This is a genomic window from Chloroflexota bacterium, assembly GCA_013152435.1.
GTDB lineage: Bacteria > Chloroflexota > Anaerolineae > DUEN01 > DUEN01 > DUEN01.
The window spans coordinates 1-24337 of the sequence record JAADGJ010000075.1; the positions used below are offsets into that span (position 1 = coordinate 1).

Sequence of the window (24337 nt, forward strand, 5' to 3'; positions counted from 1 at the left end):
TGGCGGCGGCGCAGCGGAGCTGCGCAGCCGCCACCACCCACTTCCAGGTCCCCCCTCCCAGCGAAGCGGATTGGGGAGGGGGGACGACAGGGGGGTGGGGTACGTCTGGCCACGTCGTGTGCTGAGGGAAACCAAGAAGATGCGTATACAGACACGAGACCTTGCCTCGTCCCTGCAGGCGCCATGTATGCCAATATGGACGTTGGACTTTGAAATGGCCCTAGGAGAAGGGGGCTGTGCCTTGAAGAACTTCTCGCGCCCTTGTATAATGCCCATGCAACGGGACATCGCCCGCGGCGAGGCTGACATCGTGATCGCTCGTTCAGCTCTTCTCCCTACACGCTCCAAAGGTCGGGTTCATGTCAAAATCCTCCTCCCTCCGCGAGGGATCCAAATTCCTGTCCGGTAACATCCTGATCTTCTCGTTGGTCGACCTGTTGGGGAACTTCTCCCGCGGCATGGTCTTCCCTTACGTCTCCCTCTACGTGCTCGCCCTGGGCGGGGACGCCACGCGTATCGGCTTCGTGAGCTCGTTGCGGCCGCTCGCCGGCCTCATCATGTTCCCCATCGCCGGGTACATCGCCGACCGAGCGAATCGGGTCAGATTGATCGTGTTGGGGAGCTGCTATTCCGCCTCGATCGTCCTGCTCTACATGCTCGCTCCGAGCTGGCAGGTGGTCGCCGTGGCCGCGCTGTTGCAGGGCTTCGCCGTGTTCCTCTTTCCCGCTCGATCGGCCCTGATCGCGGATTCTCTGGCGCCGGGGGATCGGGGGCGGGGCATCGCGGCGATGAACACCATCTCCAGCATCCTGGCCATCTTCGCCCCCTACATCGCGGGCGTGGTCATCGAGGCATACGGGGCGGACATGGGGATGCGGATCCTCTACGCCGTGATGTTCACCCTATACGCGGTGAACATCTCCGTGCAGGCGCGCTTCCTCAAGGAGACGCGCCCCAGCGATGGCGATTCGCTGAGGCTATCGAATCTGCCGAGGGTGCTCAAGGATGCCTATCGGGGGATTCCTGCTCTGCTCAGACGGTTCCCTCGCCCGCTGAAGGCGCTTACGGGGGTCATCATATTGAGCTTCATGATCAATGGGGTGGCGAGCCCCTACTGGGTGGTGTACGCGCTGGAGCACATCGGGCTCTCCTCTTCCCAATGGGGGCTGATCCTGCTCATCGAGATGCTGCTGAAGCTCATCATCTTCATGCCGGCCGGCGTGTTGGTCGACCGTTGGGGGCGGTCCGCATCCCTGCTGACGGCGCTGCTGATCTCGCTGATCTCGATCCCGGCCTTCATCCTCGTCGAGGGTTTCCTGGCCGTGTTGGCGGTGCGGGCGGCCATCGCGGTCGCCTTCGCGATCGCCATACCGGCGTGCACGGCGTTGATGGCGGATCTCGTCCCTCGGGATATCCGGGGGCAGGTGATGGCCGCGGTCGGACAGGGCGGCATCATGATCGGGGTGGCGGGGGGAGGCACTGGCGGGCCGGCGATGGGGTACCTCGTCACCGTGCCTCTGATGGCCGCCTCCCTGGCGGGCGGGTACCTCTATACGTGGCACCCCACCTATCCCTGGCTCTTCGCCCTGGCGGCTACGGTGGTCTCCATCGTCTTGACGGCCCTCTTCATCCGGGATCCGGAGAACGCGGAGGTTTGAGGATGGCTTTCTCCTGGCAGCTACAGGAGGAAGCCCTGCTTCCGAGGTTGTGAGCAGCGGATTCGATTTATCGCAGGGGCAGATAGCGTACCTGGCCTTCCCATTCGCCTTCAAAACTGCATTCGGCCAGCAAAAGGATGTCCTCTATGGCAGCCCTGACTGGCATCGCACGGCTGACCTCAAAGACGCCAGGCATGGGTTTCCCATCCCGAACGCGCTCATAGGCATAGCGAGTGATCGTCGTAACATCATGGGTGAGCAGGATCCTTCTTTCTTGTGCTGCCCACTCAAGCACCGTGGGGTCGTCTGCCCCGGAAAGCCCAACGTCCTGGATACAGACGATGTCTAGATCGGGCTTGCGACGCAAAAGGCCGCGTATAATATCATGGTTGAAGTTCTCATCAGCGGCCAGCCGGAGCATGGCTCACGACCCCTTGCCAGCACGCCGAGCCAATAAGCGCTCGCGCACACCGCTAGGGTCGAATCGCGCCTCGTTCTGCTTTCGCACCGCATCTGCCTGTCGTTGCCGTTGTCGCAGATAGGCCTCGACGTCCGAGCGCCGGCGCAGGTAGTAGCCGATCACGGCATAGATATCCGCCAGGTCGAGAGACGGATATTGCTGGACGATCTCCTCAGCCGTCGCTCCCTCCAGGAAGGCCGCGACTACCGTGTCCAGCGTCACCCGGGTCTTACCGACGCGAACGACGCCGTCGGCGTCCACCTCCAAAGGGATAGGCTCAGTAGTGATAGCGAGGACCACTCGGCTTACCTCCATCGCTGCCATTTCGGGCGGGCATCTCGCCTCCAAATATATCACGCCTTCCCACTCGGTGTCAACAGAGGTTGCGATCCGCCCGGAGCTATCCTTAGGGGGATGCGTAGGGGGGAGGTCCCCCTCCACGGAAATCCTGCTTTTCCGGTCTGCACCTGCCTTTCTCGGCTCTTTCCGAAGGACTCAGGCCGAGGCCGGACAGGTCGAAGGCGGAAGAGGGGCTTTTTCTAGAGGGCTCCGCCCTCCAGGCCTCCCTATAGCAGAAGCAATGGCATTTCTCAAACACGCGCTTGGTGGCCGTGAGGGTGATCTCCATCGTCTTGACGGCCCTCTTCATCCGGGATCCGGAGAACGCGGAGGTTTGAGGCCCGGCGCGCGGTTACGTCTGCCGGCGCGGCCGATACTGGATCGCTTCGGCGATGTGGGACGTCTCGATGCGCTCGCTGCCCTCCAGATCGGCGATGGTGCGCGCCAGCTTGAGGATGCGATGGTACGCGCGGGCGCTCATGTGTAGCTGCCGCATGGCCGCGCCCAGCAGGCTACGCCCCGACTCGTCGATCCGGCAATACTCCCGGATCTCCGCCGGCCCCATGTCCGCGTTGCATTGCAGCGCGGTGCCCGCGAACCGGCGTCGTTGCCGCTCTCGCGCCGCCTCCACCCGCTCCCGGATGATCGCCGACCGTTCACCACGCCGATCGTCGGAGAGCTTCTCAAACTCCACCCGCGGCACCTCGATGTGGATGTCGATGCGGTCCAGCAGCGGCCCCGAGATGCGCTTCTGGTAGCGGCTGATCATCGCCATGGAACAGGTGCACTCCCGCACTGGGTCTCCGTAGTAACCGCAGGGGCATGGGTTCATGGCCGCGACCAGGACGAAGCTGGCCGGGAAGCTGAGGGTCCCCGTGGAGCGTGCGATGGTCACCACCCGGTCCTCCAGCGGCTGGCGCAGCACTTCCAGCACGCGCTGACCGAATTCGGGCAGCTCGTCCAGGAAGAGGACGCCGCGATGGGCCAAGCTGATCTCGCCTGGCCGCGGCCAGTGGCCGCCGCCGACCAGCCCGGCGTGGCTGATGGTGTGGTGTGGCGCCCGAAACGGGCGATGCCGGATCATGGGCTGATCGGGCGGCAGCAGCCCGGCCACGCTGTAGATCTTCGTCACCTCCAGCGCCTCATCGATTGTCATGCGCGGCAGGATGGAGGGCATCGATCGGGCCAGCAGGGTCTTTCCCGATCCGGGCGGGCCGCTCATAAGCACGTTGTGCCCGCCGGCGGCCGCCACCTCCAGCGCCCGCTTCACGTGCTCCTGTCCCTTGATGTCGGCCATGTCCGCCGCGTGGGGGGGCAGGTCGTCGGCATCCCACTCGACTCGGCCCTCGTAGGGCTCGATGCGTTGCAACCCCTGCAGGTGGGCCGCCAGCGTGGGCAGGCTCTCCACCGGGATCACCTCGACCTCCTCGATCAGGGCGGCCTCCGGCGCGTCCTGCATGGGCACGAACATCCGGCTCAGGCCCCGCTCTCGCGCCAGGGCGGCCATGGGCAGGATGCCGTTCACATGACGCACGGAGCCGTCCAGGGAGAGCTCGCCCACCACCAGGGCGTCGTCCGTCGCATCCGGCCATGCCTGCTCGGTCGCGATCAGGATGCCCACGGCGATGGGCAGATCGTAAGCGGGGCCCTCCTTGCGCAGATCGGCGGGCGCTAGGTTGACCGTGATGCGCCGATTGGGCCATTGGAAGCCGCTGTTGCGGATGGCCGCACGTACCCGCTCGCTGGACTCCTTGATGGCCGCATCCGGCAGGCCGACGATGGTCAGCCCCGGCAGCCCAGGCGAGATATCGACCTCCACCTCCACCAGCGCGCCTTCCAGGCCGACGACGGCGCAACTGCTCACGCGGGCCAGCATGCGAGAGTGCCTCCTGAGGGTTGTGATGAGGGTGAGGCTCGCGTTGGAGCCTGCAACATCGTATGGACGCGAGGACTCACCAACAACGCACGAGGGTTCCTGGGAGGGGAGATTCCCTTCGTAGAAACCCTGCTTTCCCGATCCTTCCCGCAGGGATCTGGACCGAGGTCGGGCGGGTCAGAAGAGGGTGAGGGGGTATCGGCTCTTGCAGGGGGAATCTCAGTCCAGGGCGACGCTCATGACTAGGTCGATGAAGAGCGCGGCGCTCCAGCCGTAATCCTGGATCACGCCGAACCCGGCCCCGCCGGCCGCGCCCACGGCCCCCTTGCGCAGCAACGTGGTCGGCAGCTTCTCGCCCCGGCAGTCGTAGTATTCGTAGATGCAGCCGGTCGCCTCGTACCAGCGGGCGATCTCGGCCAGAGTCCGCTGCCGCAGCGTCTCGGCCAGCTCAGCATAGCCGTATCGCCGCAGCCCCTGGATGATGAAGTAGTTCATGTTGATCCAGGTGGAGCCGCGCCACATGTCCTCGCTGTGGGTGGGGTCGTCCAGGGCGACGCTGGGCACCGGGAACGGCGACCAGAACTCTGATGGGGCGCGCAGATGGGCCACCAGCCGCTTCGCCTGCTCGGCCGAGGCCACGCCGGCCCACATGGGGAGGAAGCCGGAGACGGCCTTGACGGGACACAGGTCGCCGCCTACCCGGCGGTCGAAGTAGAAACCCTGGGCGTCGTCCCACAGCCGGGCGTTGATGGCCTCCGCCAGCCGCCGTCGTCGCTCCGCCCAGCGGCTGGCCTCTTCCTCCCGTCCCAGGGTTTGCGCCATGCAGGAGAGGTAGCGCATCTCCGCGACGGCATAGGCGCTGAAGTCTACCGCCGCCCATGGGCCGTCGCCGTCGAAGCGGGGGGAGTTATCCATGCCGCTCTCGCCGCTTCGGGAGAGGGGGTTCCCCTCGATGTGCCAGGCCAGCAGCCCGTCCTCGTCCGTGGCCCGATGTGCCAGATCCCACTCCAGGTAGCGGCACAGGGCGGGATAGGCGCGCCCCAGCCGATCGAGATCGTGGCGCATCTGGTAGATTTCCCACACGGCCCACGCCAGGATGGGCGGCTGGGTGATGTGGGATGTGTACACCGGGTTCAGCATGTGGGCGATGAATCCGTCCTCCCGCTGGCGGGAGAGGACGGCCTCGATCGCCTCCCAGGCCATGTCCAGGTCGCCGTGTCGCCATCCCAGCGCGTGAAAGGCGGAGTCCCACAGCCACATGTGGCGATGGGGCCAGCGGTCTGGCGTGGTCCATCGTACCGGGATCGGGCCTTCCGGGCTGTACACGTTGACCTTCAGAACCGACCACGCCTTGGCCAGCGTGGCGCACCACCGATCCTCCAGATCGCCCGGCGGGGGCGGGCAGCGATCGAGGAATGCCAGCCGATCCGCCGTGATCTGCTCCACGTCGTGTCCCAGCGCGTCCTGTGCCCGGCGGGTGGCGGCCCCTTCCCCGTCCGCATGGCAGGCGAGGGCGAAATGCAGGCAGCCATCCCGCTCCACCTGTGCCATCGCCATCCCCCAGCCGGCGTTCGGATCGGCGGCGAGATGGGGGGGCAGGGAGATGGGAGCATAGCCCACGATCGTGTGCTGGTCGGCCATGGCCAGGCAGATCGGCCCCGCCGGGGCCTCCAGCTTCAGCACGTCTCCCGTTACGATCTGGGGCGTCACGTGAGCCCCGGAGACGTCGAACCAGAGGCGAGCGGCGGCCGGGTGGCGGATGCGCAGTCCCACCGGATCCGCCTGGGTGCTGGCCACCAGACCGCTCGCCCAGGAGGCGGGGCCATCATATCCGGAGAAGGCGAAGAGCTGGCCCTCGCCCCATATGGCGGGGTACGGGCAGGACATCAGGGGACCTCCGCTTCACGGGGAAGTTGGATGCGATGGTCGTTTCCCATCGGCGTGAGGATACGTCATTTGCAGCGCCGGCTCTCACGCCGGCGCTGCGTCGTGCGTCTGCAGCCGGGCGCCAGGGCCCAGCCGGTCAGTGGGCGTTCTCGTGGACGGTGCTGGTCCTCATGGGAGGGCATCCGGCCTGCGCTCACGCGGAAGATCGCTTACGCGCCCCTTCGAATTCCGCCAACAGCTCGGCTTCGCGCTGCGCGGCGGCGCGCTTCCCCGCCTCGATGGCCTCCTCGATGCGGCGTCGGATCTCCCCTTTGGCTTCAGGCCCGGGCGCGGGGGCCAGCAGCAGTCCAGCTACCGCCCCGGCTGCGGCGCCCATTGTGACTCCGACGATGAACTTGAGCAGCTTGGCCATACGTTTCCTCCCACTCTCCCTCGTATCACAGCGTGCGACGGTAGCTCTCCAGGATGGATTGCACGACCAGGGCGATCCCTGCCAGGACCAGCAGCAACGGCCAGAGCCGAGACAGAAGGACCACCGTCCAGCCTGGGATGATCTCGAAAGTATAGGCGAACCCCACCAGCGCGACTGCCCATCCCATCAGGCTCCATAGCAGGGCGCTCCATCGGCGGGGATGGAGCAGCCATTGCACGCTGGCGCTGATCCCGACGATGGCCGGGAAGATCGGCCAGAGGAGCGCCCAGTCCAGCGTGGCCGGGCCGAGCCAGGCGTTCTCCCGCAGGAGGAACAGGAACCCGATCAGCAGGAGGGCCGTTCCCCAGAACGCATCATCCGGCCGGCGCGAGGCGCCAGCGGCCAGGTAGCGGTGCCACGCCCCGAATCCCGCCAGGATGACGAACAGCGGCCAGAACGATCGGAACCCGGTGAGCCCCAGCTCTCGGAACAGGAGCCATATCCCCAGCACGATCAGGAACAAGCCGGGCAGGATCGTCTTCTCCCGGGTGGACATCGTTTCGCCCCCTTTAAAGCGTGTCTGAAAATTTACCGGCAAGATGTCTGAGAGTCCCCCTCAACTCCAGCTCACAGGGGGAGGTGTGGAGGGGGACCCCCCTCCACGGAAATCCCACTTTTCTGGCCTGTGCCTGCCTTCCTCGGCCCTTCCCGAAGGGCCCAGGCCGAGGCCAGGCAGGTCGAAGGCAGAAGAAGGACTTTTTCCGGAGGGGCTCCGCCCCTCCGAGCCTCCCCACAGCAGAGGCAACAGCATTTCTCAGACACGCTCTTAGAGACCTCCGCCAGGACGGGTAATGGAGCCGTTGGGCTCCGGCATGACAATCATGAGGGCCAGGTAGACGAGCACGCCCAGCCCAAAGCTGACCAGCGTGGCGAACACCCATAACACCCGGATCAGCGTGGGATCCACGCCCAGGTACTCGCCCAGGCCGCCGCACACCCCAGCGATGATCCGATCCCGGGAGCGGCGCAATGACCGGCCGGACCTCTGGCGCCATGTCTGCCCGGACAGGCCGATCACCAGCACGATGCCCAGTGAGATGAGCAGCAGCGGCCAGAACAGACGCCAGAACAGGCGCCACATGTCATACAGGAAGCCGGGGATCAGCCCCAGGTTGTCCAACAGGAGGATCCCGCCGAACAGGATCAACGCCAGCCCAATCAGCAGTCCCGCGTTCGTGCTGTAGATCCCTCGTTGCCAGCCGGCGCCCCAGCCCGGCGAGACCTGTTTCCTGCGCGCGTGCTCGATCGGCTCCTCCGGGATCACCAGCGCCAGCACGATGTAGGCCAGGATGCCCGCCCCGCCCATGAGCGTGGCGAGCAGCCATAGCAGCCGGACCAGGGCCGGATCGATGCCCAGGAACTCGCCCAGGCCGCCGCATACCCCGGCGATGATGCTGTTGGTTCGGGATCGGTATAGTCGCTTGGGCTCCGGCTTCTCCTCGATCACCACGACTCTTTCGTCTGCACTCTCGTTGATCGACATCGCCTCTCTCCTTCACCTACCCTGTCAAGCGTGTGAGCGGATTGCTCGCGCATCCTTCTCAGTCTCCGACGGCGTGTGATCCCTCACATGTATGAGCGTATCTGAACACTCATCGGCCAGATGCCTGAGGACATCCCTTCGCGGCATGCTCCATGAGGGAGGTGTAGAAAGACTCCCGCCACGGAAACCCTGCTTTCCCGGCCTGTGTCTGCCTCGCTCGGCCCCTGGCGAAGCCCTTCCGAGCCTCCCCATGACAGGAGCAACGGGATTCCTCAGACATGCTCTATGAGCATTCAACTCTCAATACGCACGACGGCGCTCCAGGGTTGCACGGAGAGTCGGCTGCCGGTATGATAACACGGAAGACAGGGGAGTTCAAAGCGCCGAAGGAGGTGCCCCTATGACGACGGCCGGTGCCCATGCAGCCGCGCGCCGCGCGCTGTTGCGCGACAAGATCCATCTGGAGCCGGGGGGACGAGCGGCTCTGTCCGGAGCCCTCGAGGGGACACGTCTGGGGCGCAGCGCCTGGGCGCCCGCCCGCGCGCTGGCCGACCTCCTGAAGCCATTGCCGGCCGAGATGCTGCGGTGGTGGGCCTCGCAGCCCACCGGTCACGTCGTCATCGGCGGGCGCTCCAGCTATTATCAGCCCGGTCCCTTTCCACTCAAACGGCGTACCTTGATGAACGTCGCCCACATCTCCCCGCTGCACGTGGCGCGGGATCAGGCCGCCGTGTGGTCGGCGCTGGCGGGGCTGTTCGATCATCTGCTGGGGTGTCAGGGGGACGCGAGGGGCCTGTGGCTGTCCGAAGGAGGTGGCCTTTCCCCTCCGTGGCAGGACGTGGGGCGACGGATCCAGGAGTCGTTTCAGCTCGGCTATGCGCTCGAGGAGGCGGCGCGGTCCCCCCGCGCTTACTTCGCCTGGGGCTTCGCCATGTACTGCACGCGGCGCCGTGAGCTCAACGTGATCGATCCGCTGTTGGAGCGCCTGTTTCGCACGACGATCCTGGACGCCCGATTCTGGCGTCGGGTGAGCCCCCGCGATGGGGTGGAGTAGCCCGGCGGCGTTCTCATGTGATGTCCCTCAGGCGGAGGAGGCCTCTGCTGGCAGCCATACGGTGAAGCGCGTGCCCAGCCCGACGACGCTCTCGGCGCGAACTCGGCCGTGGTGGGCCTCCACCAGCTCCTTGACGATGGCCAGCCCCAGCCCGGCCCCCCCGCCCCGTCGACGCGCCTTGTCCATCCGGTAGAAACGTTCGAACAGGCGTGGCAGCTCCTCGGGTGGGATGCCCGGTCCGTTGTCCGTCACCGAGACGACGGCCCAGGTTCCCTCCTCTCCCGTGACCATCTCGGCGGAGACCTCCACCCGACCCTCGGCCGGCGTGTAGGTGAGCGCGTTGTCCAGCAGGTTGGTGAAGACCTGGAAGAGCCGATCGGGGTCCCCGACGATCGGGAGGCTGTCAGGGACGTCCAGATCCAGGGAGATCCCGCGCTCCTGGGCCCTCAATCGCTGACGATCCACGCACGCGGACAGGAGCTCGCTCAAGTCCACCGGCACGCGCGCCATCTGGATCTGCCCGGCGTCCAGACGCGCCAGTTCCAGGAGTTGTTCCACCAGCCGATGCATCCGGGTCGCTTCCTCGTAGATGACGGACGCGGCCCGACGCTGCGTCTCCGGCGTGCTCGCCGTGCCGTCGAGCAGGGCCTGCGCGTATCCCTGGATGGATGTCAGTGGGGTCTTGAGGTCATGGGAGACGTTCGCCACGAAGTCTCGCTGGGCCTGTCGGGCCGCCTTCACCTCCCGGGTCATGGCGTTGAAGCTGTCCACCAGGCGACGCATCTCGGCGGGCTGTCGGATCTCCAACTGCAGATCCAGGTTCCCCCGGGCGACCTCCTCGGCGGCCTGGGCGACGATCCCCAGAGGGCGGGCGAAGGATCGGGCGATCAGCGCGGCGGATATGGCAGCGAGGAGGAGCGCGGCCGCCCCCGCGTAGAGGAGCTGAGGACTGAGATTGAGCAGGACCTGGGTGCCGCGTTCGGGGGCCACCAGCGCCAGGATCAGCGGCCGTCGGGAGGGTTGCGAGCGCGTCCAGGCGGCCACGAAATAGAAGCTCTCCCCCTGCGCCTCCAGTTGCCCCGTGAACGGGATCCTGGGGGGCCTGCGGCGATCGGACAGCCGGGGAAAGCGCTGCCCGACCAATCCCTCCTCCGTGTCCGCGATCACCCTGCCCTGGGTGTCGCACAGCAGCACCCGGGTGCGGGTGCCCAGCTTGCTGCGGCCCTCCCGCAGGGCTTGCACGATCTCCTCCGGCGTCATGCCCGCGTTCCACAGGCGCTCGACCAGGGGGATGACGAGGCCGAGGTTCGTGCGCAACTGGGTGGTGGCCAGGCGTCTTTCATAGGGACGCAGCGCAATGAAGAAGGTGATCGCCGCGGCGAACAGGGTGACCAGGATCACCGCCAGATAGGAGGCGAGCAGACGGGAGCGCAGGGAGGAGAACATCGTCACTCCGCCTGATCAGGGACCACCAACTTGTATCCGACCCCCCACACGGTCTCGATCACGACGGGGCTGTCGCGCAGCTTCTCCCTCAGGTGGGCGATGTGCACGTCGACCGTTCGCGTGCCGCCGGCGAACTCGTATCCCCACACCAGATCCAGGAGCTGATCCCGGCTGAGGACCCGCCCCTGGTGTTCCGCCAGCGTGTAGAGGAGGTCGAACTCCTTCGTCCGCAGGGCGAGCGGGCGTCCGTCCAGCGTGGCCTCCCGCCGTTCGGGGTCGATGCGCAGAGGGCCCGCCACGACGGAGGTCGTCTCGGCTTGGGCCTCTCGCTGGATGCGCCGCAGGATGGCGCGCACCCGTGCCACCAGCTCGCGCGGATTGAAGGGCTTGGTGACGTAATCGTCGGCCCCCAGCTCCAGGCCGACGATCTTGTCGATGTCGTCGGATCGGGCCGTCAGCATGATGATAGCCACGTCCGATTCGGCCCGTACGCGTCGGCACACGTCCCAGCCGTCGATCTCCGGCAGCATGAGGTCCAGGACGATGAGGTCGGGGTGTTCCTCCCTCCAGCGCCGCAGGGCCTCCTCGCCGTCCTCTGCCGTGATGACGCGATAGCCTTCGGTCTCCAGGTACATCCGGGCGAGGTCCACGATATGTTGCTCATCATCCACGACCAGGATGGTTTCACCTGCCATGTCGTACCTCCTGAGCCCGGGCATATTGTAGCCGACGCTCATGGATCGGACAAGGGGTGGGTCTTGGCGGATGTGTGTCGGAGAGGCAGCCCTTATCCAAAGCGCCACATCGCACACCCGTTCGCCCCACGGGGCGTTTGGGGGATCAGTCGCCCGGCGGTGGGGGAGGTGGGGGCTCGGCGGCGCTCGGTTGGGCGAGCTGCGCCTGTAGCGTCTCCAGATCGGGCAGCGGCCCGAAGAGGTCGGGCGGGTATCTCCCGCTGGCGCTCCAGAACATCCAGCCGATGCCGCCGCCGTCCTTGGCCGCGTGGCGCTGGATCTGCATCTCCGCCAGCGAATATCCGTACGCCTGCAACCAGGGACGGACGCGCACGCCGGAGGGCACCCGGGTGATCGCCTGCTCCGTGCTGCGCTGCACCACCTCATAGGGGTGTTTTTTCGGATCGTCCAGGCCGAGATTGCCGGGGATAAAGGTGGATGGGTAAACCATGGGGCTCAGGTAGTCCACGAGGGGGGCGATATCGGCGACCCGCTGTCCGATCCCCATGTCGTTCTCCGGCGCCACCCAGACGGTCAGCCCGAATACATCGGCCGAGAGGAAGGCCCCTAGCGGGCGGACATTGGCGGCGAATTGCTCCATGAATTGGCGGATGGCCTCCGTGCGCGTCTCGATCGTGCTCTCCTGGCCGTAGCGGATCTCACCCAGATCCCCGTCGGAGGGGAAGCGGACATAATCTACCTGGATCTCGTCTACGCCCATCTGGGCGATCTCCCGCGCCAGCGCGGTGTGGTAGTCCCAGACCTCCCTCAGGAAGGGGTTGGCCCAGGGAGTGCCCTTGCTATCGGTCCATATGGAGCCATCCGGCCGTTGGATCGCCCATTCCGGCTTCGCCGCGGTCAGCTGCGCATCCTTGAAGAGCACCATGCGGGCGATGACGTACAGCTTGCGCTGTCGGCACATCCGCAGGAATGACTCCAGTGAGAGCCAGTCCTTCCCGTTGTGATAGGCCTTCGCTGCGATGGCGGTGGGCTCTTGGCTGTCCCAGGCCAGCCTGCCCTTGTCTCCCTTGACATCGACCACGACGCCGTTGATCGCGGGGCTCTGCTGGGCCATGTCCAGCAGCTTCTCGACGAGGGCCGGGCGGCTGAGCAGGCCCAGGGGGATGTAGAACGCGTGCACGGGGTAGGGAGCCAGGGCGATCTCCACGCAGCCAGGGTTCGGGCAGGAGCCCGGCTGCAGCCGGGCCTTCTCGGCCTCGGTGGGGAGCGGGTGGATGGCGTCCCAGGGGGGAGCCGAGGCGAGCTCGGGAGGGCCCAGCAGCCAGCGGCCGCGGGCGTATCCCGCGGCGCGCACCATGAGATGCGCGGCGGGCCCGCGCACCTCCAGGGTGAATCGCCCCTCCGGATCCGTGCGGGTCCACTGCTCGTCCAGGTGGACCCAGGCGCCGGCCAGCGGCTGCTGAGTGGTCGCATCGATGACGCGGCCGGATAGCTGGCGAGGCCACAGCCGGACGATCACCACGGGCTGTTCGGTGTAGGGCAGGGCGATGGGTGCATATCCGATGTGGGTCACCATCAACCCGTCTCCCTTATCGGGCGTGGGGAGCACGGCCAGGCCGTTGGCGCGGGTGCGCGTGTTCTCTCCGTGGAACAGATGGCTCACGGTGGCGTTGGGCAGGGGCTGTCCCGTCCAGGCGTCCACCACGAAGACGGCCACGGAGCCGGCAGGCCCCCGCTGCGCCAGGGCCTGGGTTGCCGGGGTGCATGCGCCGGCCAGGATGAGCAGGATCACGACGAGGGCGATGGCTGACGATCGGCGTATGATGGTCTCCTCCTTGGCGAAAGTCTACCTTAAAGTTTCGCGGCGGTAAGACTTTAAGATTTTTAAGTGCTATTTTCTAGACGGTCCACAATATACAGTAGAAAATGTTTGTGCGACCTCGATAGCTAGTGGTCGGAGGATAAGGCCCTTGGATGGGGGTTGCCCCAGGTTTCACATAAGAAAGCGGGAAAATGGGGATGAAGGCGATTGCCTCCTCGCCAATTGTTTGGTAGAATCCTCCGCCACTGCAAGGAGAGTTAAGAGGCTTCACCTCGAAGGTTATTCTACCACAGGTTGGTCAAAAGGAAAGAGGAGGCGTGTCTTCTGGCGGGGCATGGGCAGTCCCTCTTGTCTGTGCCGGGCAGCCGCCTTGCTTCTGTCACCCTACGGTGATCGGTTTTGGAGGACCTCTTCCTCTGGCTCGATGGGCTCTTCAGTAGGTAAGCGCTGGAAGCTTCTGCCGACGTGGTATGCATGGGTGTGCAGGTTTTCACCGGATGAGGGCTCGCCGACCTGGTGGGGAGGCCGGTGCGACACGTCGCTTACCATCGCAGGTGGCGGGGGAGGACATCATGAACGACACGGCAAGTTCTCTAAGCGCTGAGGAACTCTGGCAGGCCGCCAAAGGCGAGCTCCAGTTGCGCGTGGCTCGCGCCACCTATGACACGTGGTTAAGGGACAGTCGCCTCGTCGCCTATGAGGACGGGATGTTCGTGATCGGTGTCCCCAACGCGTACGCCAAGGATTGGCTGGAGCACCGCCTGTACGGGGTCATCCGGCGGGTGTTGGAGAGCATTGCCGGACGTTCAGTGGAGCTGCGCTTCACGGTGTATGCGCCCGCGGAGCGGCCTAATGCCACCGAGAAGGAGACGCCTTTGCTGCGTGCGGTGCCCCAATGGGAAGATGTGATGGAGCCCGTGTCGGATAACGGGCGGTACTATTTGAACCCCCGATACACCTTTGACACCTTCATCGTGGGGGATAGCAACTGCCTGGCTCATGCCGCCGCCCTCTCGGTGGCGGACCATCCCGGGCAGGAGTACAATCCGTTGTTCATCTACGGCGGCGTCGGTTTGGGGAAGACCCACCTGCTGCACGCCATCGGCCATCGTACCCTGGAGCGGGGGGCCGATATCCTGTACGTCACCTCGGAGGAGTTCACCAACGATTTGATCGCGGCCATTCGCATGCATGATACGGAGTCCTTCCGCAACAAATATCGCACGGCCGATGTGTTGCTCATCGATGATATCCAGTTCATCGCTGGGAAGGAGAGCACTCAGGAGGAGTTCTTCCACACCTTCAACGCGCTGCACGCCGCGAATAAGCAGATCGTGTTGACCAGCGATCGCCCGCCGAAGGCCATGACCACGTTGGAGGAGCGGTTGCGGTCCCGTTTTGACGGCGGGCTGTGTGTGGATATCAAACCTCCCGGCCTGGAAGTGCGGGCGGCGATCCTTGAGGCTAAGGTGGCCATGATGAACATGCGGTTGTCCAGCGAGATCATCATGGCGATCGCGCAGCATGTGCGCACGAATATTCGGGACCTCGAGGGGGTGCTGAACCGGGTCGTCGCCGAGGCGCGGGTCCGAAACGTCCCCATCTCCTCGGAGCTGGTGTACGCGGTCCTGGAGGACTTGACGCCTCCGCAGGCGAACCTGCCGCCCGAGCAGATCATCTCCCTGGTCGCCCGGTTTTTCGGGTTGACCGCGGAGCAGCTCACCGGGCGAGGCCGTAGCAAGGAAGTATCTCTGGCCCGGCAGGTGCTGATGTATCTCCTCCGGACGGACTTCGATTTCTCCTACCCTCAGATCGGCAATTTGCTCAATCGCGATCACACGACGATCATCCACGGCGTCGAGAAGATGAAGGAGATGATCGAGACCGACGACGCGCTTCACCGTCGTGTGATGGCGTTGCGAGAGCAATTGCTGACGACGGGGGGGTGAAGATCGATCGTTCCGAGCCGGTGATCCCCGTTTCAACTCCTGTGATGTGACCTCGTAGATGTCACATACCGTCTCCTCGCGGCCTGTTTTCGCGAGCCGTCGGGCTTGTGGAAAACAGGCGGTGAGGGTGGTGATATGTGGATAAGTGGGCTAGTTCTGGGGAAAACCCACTGCAATTGTGGATAACTCCCATTGGGATATCCGCGCTACACCCCACTCCTCGTGTGGCCACAGAAGTGTAGTACTATATATTGGACGCAAGGCGGCGGCAGCCGGGAAGATTTCCACAGGTCTCGGGTGGGGGACATAGAGGGGACACCGAGAGTGTAGTGGTATTTATTGGATGATATACGTGTTGAGACGGGATGTCGCCGCGTAGGCCCGGGAGGGCCTTTTTTCATCTCTAAAATGCAAGTATTATTTATTGGATATTTTGGGTTGGCGTGTGGATAATTTCCCTTGGATCGTCTGTACGGTTAAGAGATTTGCGAGAAACGTAATATGATTTATTAGACGTATTGTGGATAACTGTAGTAGAGTTTTCTGGTGGAAATGTGGTCTCCCCCCGGCCGGGGGGAAGTCCTGCTAGGGCGGGGAGACCGAAAAGCGGAGCCCTAAAAATATAGTATTATTTATTGGATGCACTGTGGATAACTGTAGCAGGGTTTTCTGGTGGAAACGCGGTCCTCCATCCGTCATCAGGGAGTTGATTGGGACAGGAAGGGGGCGGGGGCGGGCCGTGGAGCCATGTGAAGCGCGACTGGATAGGGCAGCGGGATGAGCGTCCAAAAATGTAGTATTATTTACTAGACGAGCTGTGGATAACTGTAGCAGGGTTTTCTGGAAGAAGTGCGTTCTGCTCGTTCTCGTGGAGGGGAGCGGGGGGTGCGATCACGCGGACGTCCAAAATGTAGTATTATTTAATGGATGGGTTGTGGATAACTTTCGGGCGGGGTGGTTAGGGGTTCCCAGGTTCCCTGTCTTGATCGCATGCACACAGGATGGCTGGCGGTATACGTGGGGGGCACCCCGCATGGGTTTATGCGGTGCGGCGGGGGGATGGCCGAAATATAGCATTATTTATTGGATGGATTGTGGATAATTCACACCGGGGGTCCGGGAGCTGATTATGGCCTTTGTCCCGCTCCCGTGGCAGGTCGGGCCCGGCCCAGGCGGGTGAAGGGAAGGGGGGCCGGAGGTGATCCCCCAGCCCCCGGGAACAGCAGGACGGGGCTTTCCTCGCGTGCGCGCTTGGAGGCGTCCGGCGCTCACACGAGGGCGCCGTCGGATCGGAGCATCCGTCGGAGCTCCTCCACGTTGACCTCGCGTGGGGAGAGGTCTCCCCGCACGGCCAGTGCGGCCGCGGTCCCTGCCGCCTGCCCGATCGCCATGCACGTGCCCATCACGCGTGCGCCGGCCATGCCCTCGTGCGTGGCCGAGATGCAGCGCCCGGAGACGAGCAGGCCGTCCACGCCCTTTGGGACCAGGCATCGATACGGGATGTCATACCAGTCGTCGTCGGGCGGGTATAGGTCCTTCTTTGCGAGCATGGACGTGTCATGCTCCGCGGCCCAGAAGGGACATCGCTCCTCTCGCGGGCACTCGATGACGCACAGGTGCACGGGGTACGTGTGCCCCATGGGGCAGTGGATGTCGATCCACCACGAGCCGCGTGCGATGGCGTCGTCGAATTTGCGTCCCTGCCGCACGTCCTGTCCCGTCAACGTATAGTCGCCCACGATCTGGCGGCTTTCCCGAACCCCCACCTGTGGCGCGATGAGCCGCAGATAGGCCCCCTCGAACCCGGGCACCTCCTCCCGTAGGAACTGGAGGAGCTCCCAGCTCTCGCGGCGGATCCCCTGCTCGGCCCGGGTCAGATCGCGCACGTTCGTCGGGTCGCCTGCCCATCGGGTCATATTCGGCGAGAAGAAGTCATCCTGCATGGTGTTGCGGTTGGCGAAGTTCGGATTGTAGAAGCGGAATCGCCCGGCTTCCATGGCCTGGCGGACCTTCTCCACGGCTGCTGTTCGCTCCTCCTGGCTCAGCCTGGGGACGCCGCCCAGGTGGATAAAAGAGCCCATCGATTGCACGCGGCCGTCGAAGGCGCGCCCTTGCTTCGTCGGGGCCCCGGCCCGGAAGGCGACGTCGGCATCCCCCGTCGCGTCGATCACGACCCTGCCCAGGACGGCTTGGCGCCCGGATTTGCTCTCGACGATGACCCCCCGGATCCGGCCATCCTCCAGAATGGCGTCGGTGACGAGCGCGTGGAGCAGGAGGTTCACCCCCGTCTCCTGGACCATCTCGTCGGCCACATATTTGAAGGCCTCCGCGTCGAATCGGATGCCCCACTCCTGGCAGGCCTCCTCCCAGGTGGGCGCGCCGCCCAGGGCGTGCATGCGCTCGGTGACCTCCTTCAGCAGCCCTTCCACGATGGGGGTTGTGCTGTGTGAGGCGGTGTGACCGAGGATGGGCGCGACCAGGCCGGCGGTGGCCAACCCCCCCAGGAACCCGTAGCGCTCGATCAGGACGACGCGAGCCCCATGGCGCGCCGCCGCGATGGCCGCGGGTAGCCCGCCCGGCCCCCCGCCGGCGACCACGACGTCGGCCTCCTCGACAACAGGCAGCTCTCGTGCGGGTTCGGTGATCCTTTGTGGCATGGTATCCTCCTGACTTTCCCTTTCTCAGCCTATTCTACACCGAGGGTTGACGGATGGCACTTTCCTGCGCTTCCGTTGGCTCGCGTCGCTGATCTCCGTCGTCTCTCACCGCCGGGCCGTGAGTGGCCCCCGCGGGGTGGTCGGGGGGCGACATCCTCCCGGCGTCGCATTCCCGTATGGTGTTGCCCCGTGCGGGCCGGCATCAGAAAAGGCAGCGCATCGGCTGCCCTTTTTCTGTATCGTCGCAGATCTCGGGGGCTGTACACGCCTGGTGGGTCTCGTCTCCCTGGAGGGCCACGTTCGAAGTTATCCCTTCAACCCGGAGAAGGTGATGCCTCGTATGAAGTACTTCTGGCCGAAGGCGAAGATGATCACCATGGGGATGATCATCAATACCGAGAACGCCATCTGATAGTGCGTCGTCACATCCCCTTCCATGCCTTTCAGGCTGTTCAGCCCCAGGGCCAGCGTCCACAGATCCTTGTTGCCCCCCAGGTAGACCAGCGGGTAGAGGAAGTCGTTCCAGATCCACTGGAAGGTGAAGATCGCCACGGCTGCCAGCACCGGCTTGGAGACCGGCATCACGATGCGCCACCAGATGCCGAACTCGGAGCAGCCATCGATCCGCGCGGCGTCGGACAGGTCCTGTGGCACGCCCCGGAAGAATTGGCGCATCAGGAAGATGTAAAAGGGATTGTGGGCCAGGAACCGCGGCACGATGAGCGGGAGGAACGTGTTGATCCAGCCCAGGCGGTCGAATATGATGAAGAAGGGGATCAGCGTGACCACGCCGGGCAGCATCATGCTGCTCAGCAGCAGCACGAACATGAGGTTCCGGCCTGGGAAGGGGATGCGGGCGAAGGCGTAGGCCACCAGGGAGCACACCACCAGGGATCCGAACTCCGCGCAGAGGACGATGATCATGGTGTTGCGGAAGTACCGGAGCACCGGGGCGATTTCGAATACCTTGATGTAATTCTCCCAGGCGATGGGATCGGGGATCAGCTCAATGCGGGTGTACACCAGTTGATCGGGCGTCTTCAGCGAGGTGGAGACGGTCCACAGCAGCGGGAAAAGCATGACGATGGCCCCCGCTGTAACGATAAGATAGATGAGACCATGATGGATGACGCGCTCCTGGCGGATGGAAATGGTCATCGATCCCCCCTATGCCTCTTCACAAGCCTGTACCCTCGATACGGTTCGCCGATCGACCTCGAGCGAAGGTGCCAGCAGGATGGGGCTTCCTGCTCTCGCAGCGGAGTGGCCGGTGACGCGCTCAGCCGGTGTCATAGTACACCCATCGCTCGGACGTCCAGTTCACGATCAACGTGAGCGTCAGGATAATGAAAAACAGCACCACGGCCATGGCCGACGCGTAGCCCATCTTGAAGTAGTTGAAGGCGTTGTTGTAGAGGTGGAGCATGTAGAAGAGCGTCGAGTTGAGCGGGCCTCCACCCGTCATGATGAACGCGGCGGTGAACACCTGGAAGGAGCCGATGATCCCCATGATCAGGTTGAAGAAGATGGTGGGGGTCATCAGGGGGACGGTGATGTGGATCAGCTTCTGCCGGCCGCTGGCGCCGTCGATCTCGGCCGCTTCGTAGAGCTCCTGTGAGATGCCCTGCAGCCCGGCGAGGTAGATGACCATTTGTCCGCCGAATCCCCACAGGCTCATCAGGATCAGCGCCGGCTTGGCCCACTCCGGTCTGCTCAGCCACGGCACGGGCCCGAGGCCGACCAGCCCCAGGGCCAGGTTGACGAGCCCTCCTCGGGTCCGCAGCATGAACAGCCAGATGATCGAGGCGGCGACGACGGGCACCAGGGAGGGTAAATAGTAGATGGTGCGATAGATCCCCCGGCCGCGGATGTTGGCGTTGAGGAGGAGGGCTAGCGAGAAGGCGAAGATGATCAGTAGCGGCACGCTGAACCCCATGTAGTAGACGGTGTTCTTAAAGCTGATGCCGATGAGATGGTCGCCTCCCGCCATCTCCTTGTAATTGGCCAGGCCGACCCAATTGGGGAGTCGGGCTCCCACCGAGAAGTCCGTGAAGCTCAGATAGAGGTTGAGGAAGAAGGGCAACACGTCGAAGCACAAGAAGCCGATGAACCACGGCAGGATGAAGAGCCATCCGATCCAGTGGCGATGGCGATTCCGCCATCGCGGGGTAAGCACCCGGCTCTCGCTCGTACGGGCCAAGTCGCTTGTGGCCGTCATGTCTCGCTCCAGAACTTGTCCAGGATCGGCTGGGCCTTGTCGTACGCCCAGTTGAGGGCCTCCTTGGGCTCCTTCATGCCGAACCACACCTCGTCCAGCGCCTCGTTCACCAGGGCCGCGATCTCGCTCTGAACCGGGGTGACCGGCACGCTGACGTCGATCTCCAGCCCTTTGAGCACCGTGTCCCAGTAGGGGTTGCCCTCGTAGTACGCCGGATTCTCGTTGCAGGCCTTTACGGGGGAGGGACGGTGCTGCTCGAAGAGGAACCAGCAGCCGCCCTCCTTTCTCACGGTGAAGAACTCCAGCCACTTGTAGGCCGCATCCTGGACCTTCTTGTCCAGCCCCTTGGGGATGACCTGGTTCCAGGCGAAGTGGAAGCCCGAGATGCCGGTGGATTTCGCCTCGGGGTTGTTGCCGTTGTAGGGCACGAGGAGCACCCCCCACTGGTTCGGATCCGCGTACATCTCGGGGTCAAAGGTCTCGAAGTGGAAGAAGTTCCAGACGGCGGAGGGCAGGAGGGCGAGCGTGTCCGTGTAGAAGGGGTAGTCGGCGCTCTGCATGTTCACGCCCTCGAAGAAGGCGTTAAAGGCCTCGATGCCGCCGTAGTACTCGTGGATGATGCGCGCCATCCACTCCAGGGTCTCCACGCCCTCGGGCTGGTTGAAAAGGAGCTGCTTGGAGTCGTCGCTGTAGTACTTGCCGTTGTTGCAGTAGAGCCAGGCGGGGAAGTGGTAGTTGTTCACCGCGGCGAGGCCGATCTTCTGGATCACCCCGTCCTCGATCACGGTCGTGGCCTTGATGACCTCTTCCACCTCCTGCCAGGTCTGAGGCGGCTTTTCGGGATCCAGCCCTGCGTCACGGAACACGTTCTTGTTGTAGAACCAGATGCAGGTCGCCCCGCCGCCGGTGGGGAGGGGGTAACTCCAGAATTGATCCGCCCATTTGCAATTGTTGATCTCGCTGGGATAGAAGATCTCGTAGACGTCGATGTCGTTGGCTTCGATGTACGGATCGATGGGGACGATCAGCCCCTCGTGGGCGAACTTTTGGGCCTCTATGCGAGTGACCATGATCAACGAGGGGGGATTTCTGCTGGCGATCGCCGTGGCTGCCCGCTGCGCCCGATTGTCCCATGGCTGAAGCTGGTTTTCCACGTGGATGTCGGGGTTCTCCTCCTCGAAGCGGGAGATGATCTCGAGCATGAGCGGCTCACGGGCCCCTCCCCACCAGTTCATCCAGTAGACGGTGACCTTTTCCTCCTTGGCGGGCTTCGGTGCTTCCTCGGCCTCCTTGGCCGCTTCCTCGGGCGGCTGCTCAGCCGGGGGCGCACAGGCTGCCAGCGCCGCTCCCACGGCCAGTCCGGTGGACAGGCGCAGGAACTCCCGTCGGCTTATGGGGGTTTTCATCTTTCCTCCTCCCTTACTGTGTGGGGGCTGCTGAGTGGGGGCTGTTCATGCAGCCCGATGAAGGATGCCCGACATTACGAGTCGGATAGTGTGCGGACCGTCGCTCCCTCCACCACCCGACAGTGCAAACATCGAGACTGAGGGCCGTCAACCTTTCCCTCAAGGCGATCTACCAGCATCTGGACTGCGACGCGTCCCATCTCACGGCGGGGAACGGAAAGATGTGTCAGCGGAGGATATCGACGAAAGGCGGGGTCCAGGGGATCGCTGAGCGCCACCAGGGAGAGGTCTTCTGGGATACGTATGCCGGCCTTCTCCGCTGCCTCCAGGCAGCACAGCGCCTTATCGGCGCTGCTCGCGATGATCGCGGTCACGCCCTGAGCGTATAGCTCGGCGACCGGAGTGGGCGAACGCTTGCCCTCTTCCCCGTCATCAGGCGTCGGGGATTCGGCCCCCATTTCGGCGCTGATCACCCATTCGGCCGGCAGTCCAAGCGTCTCCATCCCTTCCAGAAACCCCTCGAGTCGATCGATGCTGGGCTCTCGCATCACTTCCGAGCGCCAATACGCGATGCGCCGGTGTCCCCTCTCGAAGAGCTCCTGGACGATCCGCTTGGTCGTCGCCGCGTAGTCGGCGGTCACGTAGTCCATCTCGCATCCGGGGACATCCCGGCGCCCGATGTACACGAAGGGATACTCCTCCTCGCACAGCCGGCGCAGGTCCTCGTGGTTCGTCTGCACGCCCAAGAGCACGCTGCCATCGGCGATCTGCAGCGTGTTCACGCCTTCCATGTAGACGCTTCTGGGCTGCCCGGAGTCGAGATGGCGCGTGTACAGCAACACGTTGTAGTCACGTGCCTGGGCCTCGGCCTGAATGCCCAGGAGGAATCGGTAGTAGAAGTCGGGAGGCTCCAGGGGAAAGCTCGACTCGTATACGAAGACCCCCAGGATCCGGTTCTTGCCACCGGCCAGGCTGCGGGCGATGATGTCGGGCTGGTAGTTGAGCCGGCGAATGGAGGCGAGCACGCGCTCTCGTGTGGTTTTGCTGACGAGTGGGGAGTTGTTAAGCACGCGGGAGACGGTTCGTTTGGAGACGCCGGCATCCCGGCTGATGTCAGAAATGGTGACTTTACGCCGAGGCATGGTGCACTCTCTTGCTCTCTGCGAGGAATTGCCACCGGTGGCAATTTATACTTTATCATAAATACGGAGGCGTGTCAATAGGGTGCCTCGCGATGATCCCCCATTGTATCGAGTTAAGCGATGCGGAAGCGTGGCCCCGCATCTCTGGGGTAGCTCGGAGGGGCGTCCCTCCGCACATCCCCTTTCAGGTGCGGCCGCCCGTGGAGGGAAAAGGCGACAGGCGAGGGCCTCGCCCATGCTGTTGAGTTGATGCGAATAGGGTACCTCGCGATGATCCCCCATAAGCGCTGCGCGCATGCTTGATGTGCCCTGGGGATGCCGGGGACGCGGAGATCCTCCCTCCCTCGTTTCTTCCCCCCAGCGCCCTCTACGATTTCGCGGCGGGATGCGAGGAATCGCGCTGGATGGGGGCTTGACAGCGTGCTCGTTGCCGGCGACAATACCTCTGATCCGGGGGCGGTGAGTGATCATCTTCTGAGCGGGGCAGTGCCGCTCTTGATCGATCGAGGTGGGTATGCGGATAGGCTTCGTCAGTAAACGCTTGGCGGGCACCGACGGCGTCTCCCTGGAGACGGAGAAGTGGGCTCGCGTGCTGCGGCGTATGGGCCATACGTGCGTTTTCCTGGCCGGGGAGCTGGGACCGGAGTTCCGGCCCGGGCGGGAGGTGCCGGAGATGCATCTCCTCCACCCGATCGCTCGGGAGACGGCCCGCCGGGCGTTCGACGGGGACGCGCCTGATCCGGCCCTGGACGCTCGGATCGCCGAACATGCCCGGCCGCTGCGGGACGCGCTTCGGCGGTTCCTGCGCGACTTTCGGGTGGAGCTCATCATCGTGGAGAACGCGCTGGCCATCCCCATGAACCTGCCGCTGGGGGTGGCCCTGACGAGTGTGTTGGAGGAGACAGGCCTTCCGACCATCGCTCATCATCATGATTTCTACTGGGAGCGGCCGCGCTATCAGCACACTCGCGTACAGGCGTTGTTGGATCGCTGCTTCCCGCCGGACCTGCCGAACGTGCACCACGTGGTCATCAACTCCCTGGCACAGGCGGCGTTAAGGCGGCGCCGAGGGCTGGAGAGCGTCGTCGTTCCCAACGTGTTCGACTTCGCTACGCCGCCGGAAGCGGACGCGTATGGCGCTGATTTTCGCCGGGCCATCGGGTTGGCCCCGGACGATGCCCTGATCCTGCAGCCGACGCGCATCATCCCTCGCAAGGGGATCGAGCTGGCGATGGAATTGGTCGCCCGGTTGGACCTTCCGGGCTGTGAATTGGTGGTGACCCATCCGCCCGGCGATGAGGGCATGGAGTATTTTCGGCGCCTGCAGGCGGAGGCGAAGCGCCTCCACGTCGACGTGTGTTGGGCTTTCGATCGGGTGGAGGAGCAGCGGGGGTATCGGGATGGTCATAAGGTGTATTCGCTTTGGGACGTCTATCCCCATGCCAACTTCGTCACGTACCCCAGCCGCATCGAAGGGTTCGGCAACGCGCTGTTGGAGGCGGTATACTTCCGACGACCGCTCTTGGTGAATCGTTACCCGGTGTATGTGGCCGATATCGCCCCCAAGGGATTCCAGTTCGTGGAGATCGATGGCGCTATCACGGATGCCGCCGTGTCCCAGGTTCGGGGCCTGTTGGCGGATCCGGCGCGGTGCGAGGCGATGGTAGCCCACAACTACGAGGTCGCCCGCCGCCATTTCTCTTTCGAGACGCTGCAATCGTTGCTGTCCGGGATATTGGCCGGGCTGGGCGCTTGAGCCCGTTCACAACCTGT

Annotated in this window: 19 protein-coding genes and 1 pseudogene; 4 read left to right on the forward strand and 16 right to left on the reverse strand. The window is 64.3% G+C overall.

Going from position 1 to position 24337, the window contains the following annotated elements:
- Nucleotides 1-359 precede the first annotated feature (359 nt).
- Nucleotides 360-1658, forward strand: a complete 1299-nt coding sequence (locus GXP39_10525; protein NOZ28471.1) for an MFS transporter — start codon at nt 360-362, stop codon at nt 1656-1658.
- Between the two features lie 67 nt (nt 1659-1725).
- Here GXP39_10525 and GXP39_10530 read toward each other — a convergent pair whose 3' ends face one another.
- From GXP39_10530 to GXP39_10565, 8 genes and pseudogenes are all read right to left on the reverse strand, one after another.
- Nucleotides 1726-2079, reverse strand: coding sequence for a hypothetical protein (locus GXP39_10530; GenBank protein NOZ28472.1), 354 nt, complete (start codon nt 2077-2079; stop codon nt 1726-1728).
- Between the two features lie 3 nt (nt 2080-2082).
- Nucleotides 2083-2433 carry a DUF433 domain-containing protein gene (locus tag GXP39_10535; GenBank protein NOZ28473.1) on the reverse strand — a complete coding sequence of 117 codons (351 nt, stop codon included), beginning with the start codon at nt 2431-2433 and terminating at the stop codon, nt 2083-2085.
- Between the two features lie 376 nt (nt 2434-2809).
- Nucleotides 2810-4333: a YifB family Mg chelatase-like AAA ATPase gene (locus tag GXP39_10540; GenBank protein NOZ28474.1), complete on the reverse strand. Its 1524-nt coding sequence runs from the start codon at nt 4331-4333 to the stop codon at nt 2810-2812.
- A gap of 219 nt (nt 4334-4552) precedes the next feature.
- Nucleotides 4553-6220, reverse strand: coding sequence for a flagellar biosynthesis protein FlgM (locus GXP39_10545; GenBank protein NOZ28475.1), 1668 nt, complete (start codon nt 6218-6220; stop codon nt 4553-4555).
- Nucleotides 6221-6413: 193 nt separating this feature from the next.
- Complete coding sequence (locus GXP39_10550; protein ID NOZ28476.1) at nt 6414-6632, reverse strand: hypothetical protein; 219 nt, start codon at nt 6630-6632, stop codon at nt 6414-6416.
- Nucleotides 6633-6657: 25 nt separating this feature from the next.
- Nucleotides 6658-7188, reverse strand: coding sequence for a hypothetical protein (locus GXP39_10555; GenBank protein NOZ28477.1), 531 nt, complete (start codon nt 7186-7188; stop codon nt 6658-6660).
- 270 nt (nt 7189-7458) lie between these two features.
- Nucleotides 7459-7773, reverse strand: coding sequence for a PspC domain-containing protein (locus GXP39_10560; protein ID NOZ28478.1), 315 nt, complete (start codon nt 7771-7773; stop codon nt 7459-7461).
- 168 nt (nt 7774-7941) lie between these two features.
- Nucleotides 7942-8175 (reverse strand): annotated as a pseudogene (locus GXP39_10565) (PspC domain-containing protein).
- A 400-nt stretch (nt 8176-8575) separates the two neighbouring features.
- Between GXP39_10565 and GXP39_10570 the strand changes: the two are divergent.
- Nucleotides 8576-9229 (forward strand): hypothetical protein, encoded by a 654-nt coding sequence (locus tag GXP39_10570; GenBank protein ID NOZ28479.1) that lies wholly within the window; start codon nt 8576-8578, stop codon nt 9227-9229.
- A gap of 27 nt (nt 9230-9256) precedes the next feature.
- On the opposite strand, the gene GXP39_10575 is transcribed toward GXP39_10570, so the two are convergent.
- The 3 genes from GXP39_10575 to GXP39_10585 form a co-directional block, all read right to left on the reverse strand.
- Nucleotides 9257-10675, reverse strand: coding sequence for a HAMP domain-containing protein (locus tag GXP39_10575; protein NOZ28480.1), 1419 nt, complete (start codon nt 10673-10675; stop codon nt 9257-9259).
- Nucleotides 10676-10677: 2 nt separating this feature from the next.
- The gene (locus tag GXP39_10580; protein ID NOZ28481.1) at nt 10678-11370 is read right to left on the reverse strand and encodes a response regulator transcription factor; all 693 of its coding nucleotides are present in this window, start codon (nt 11368-11370) and stop codon (nt 10678-10680) included.
- 145 nt (nt 11371-11515) lie between these two features.
- Nucleotides 11516-13162, reverse strand: coding sequence for a hypothetical protein (locus GXP39_10585; GenBank protein ID NOZ28482.1), 1647 nt, complete (start codon nt 13160-13162; stop codon nt 11516-11518).
- 602 nt (nt 13163-13764) lie between these two features.
- Here GXP39_10585 and dnaA point away from each other — a divergent pair.
- On the forward strand, nt 13765-15141 hold the full coding sequence (gene dnaA / locus GXP39_10590; GenBank protein ID NOZ28483.1) for a chromosomal replication initiator protein DnaA: 1377 nt from the start codon (nt 13765-13767) through the stop codon (nt 15139-15141).
- Nucleotides 15142-16409: 1268 nt separating this feature from the next.
- On the opposite strand, the gene GXP39_10595 is transcribed toward dnaA, so the two are convergent.
- From GXP39_10595 to GXP39_10615, 5 genes are all read right to left on the reverse strand, one after another.
- Nucleotides 16410-17798, reverse strand: coding sequence for an FAD-dependent oxidoreductase (locus GXP39_10595; protein ID NOZ28484.1), 1389 nt, complete (start codon nt 17796-17798; stop codon nt 16410-16412).
- 306 nt (nt 17799-18104) lie between these two features.
- Nucleotides 18105-18956 carry a carbohydrate ABC transporter permease gene (locus GXP39_10600; protein ID NOZ28485.1) on the reverse strand — a complete coding sequence of 284 codons (852 nt, stop codon included), beginning with the start codon at nt 18954-18956 and terminating at the stop codon, nt 18105-18107.
- Between the two features lie 121 nt (nt 18957-19077).
- Nucleotides 19078-20016 (reverse strand): sugar ABC transporter permease, encoded by a 939-nt coding sequence (locus tag GXP39_10605; protein NOZ28486.1) that lies wholly within the window; start codon nt 20014-20016, stop codon nt 19078-19080.
- A complete protein-coding gene (locus GXP39_10610) occupies nt 20013-21422 on the reverse strand; it encodes an ABC transporter substrate-binding protein (protein NOZ28487.1) in 1410 nt (469 codons plus the stop codon). Before GXP39_10610 ends, GXP39_10605 begins: the two co-directional genes overlap by 4 nt.
- A 74-nt stretch (nt 21423-21496) precedes the next feature.
- A complete protein-coding gene (locus GXP39_10615; protein NOZ28488.1) occupies nt 21497-22564 on the reverse strand; it encodes a LacI family transcriptional regulator in 1068 nt (355 codons plus the stop codon).
- A 514-nt stretch (nt 22565-23078) separates the two neighbouring features.
- Between GXP39_10615 and GXP39_10620 the strand changes: the two genes are divergently transcribed.
- Entirely contained in the window at nt 23079-24320 is a 1242-nt protein-coding gene (locus GXP39_10620) for a glycosyltransferase family 4 protein (protein NOZ28489.1), read from the forward strand.
- The last annotated feature ends 17 nt before the right edge of the window (nt 24321-24337 follow it).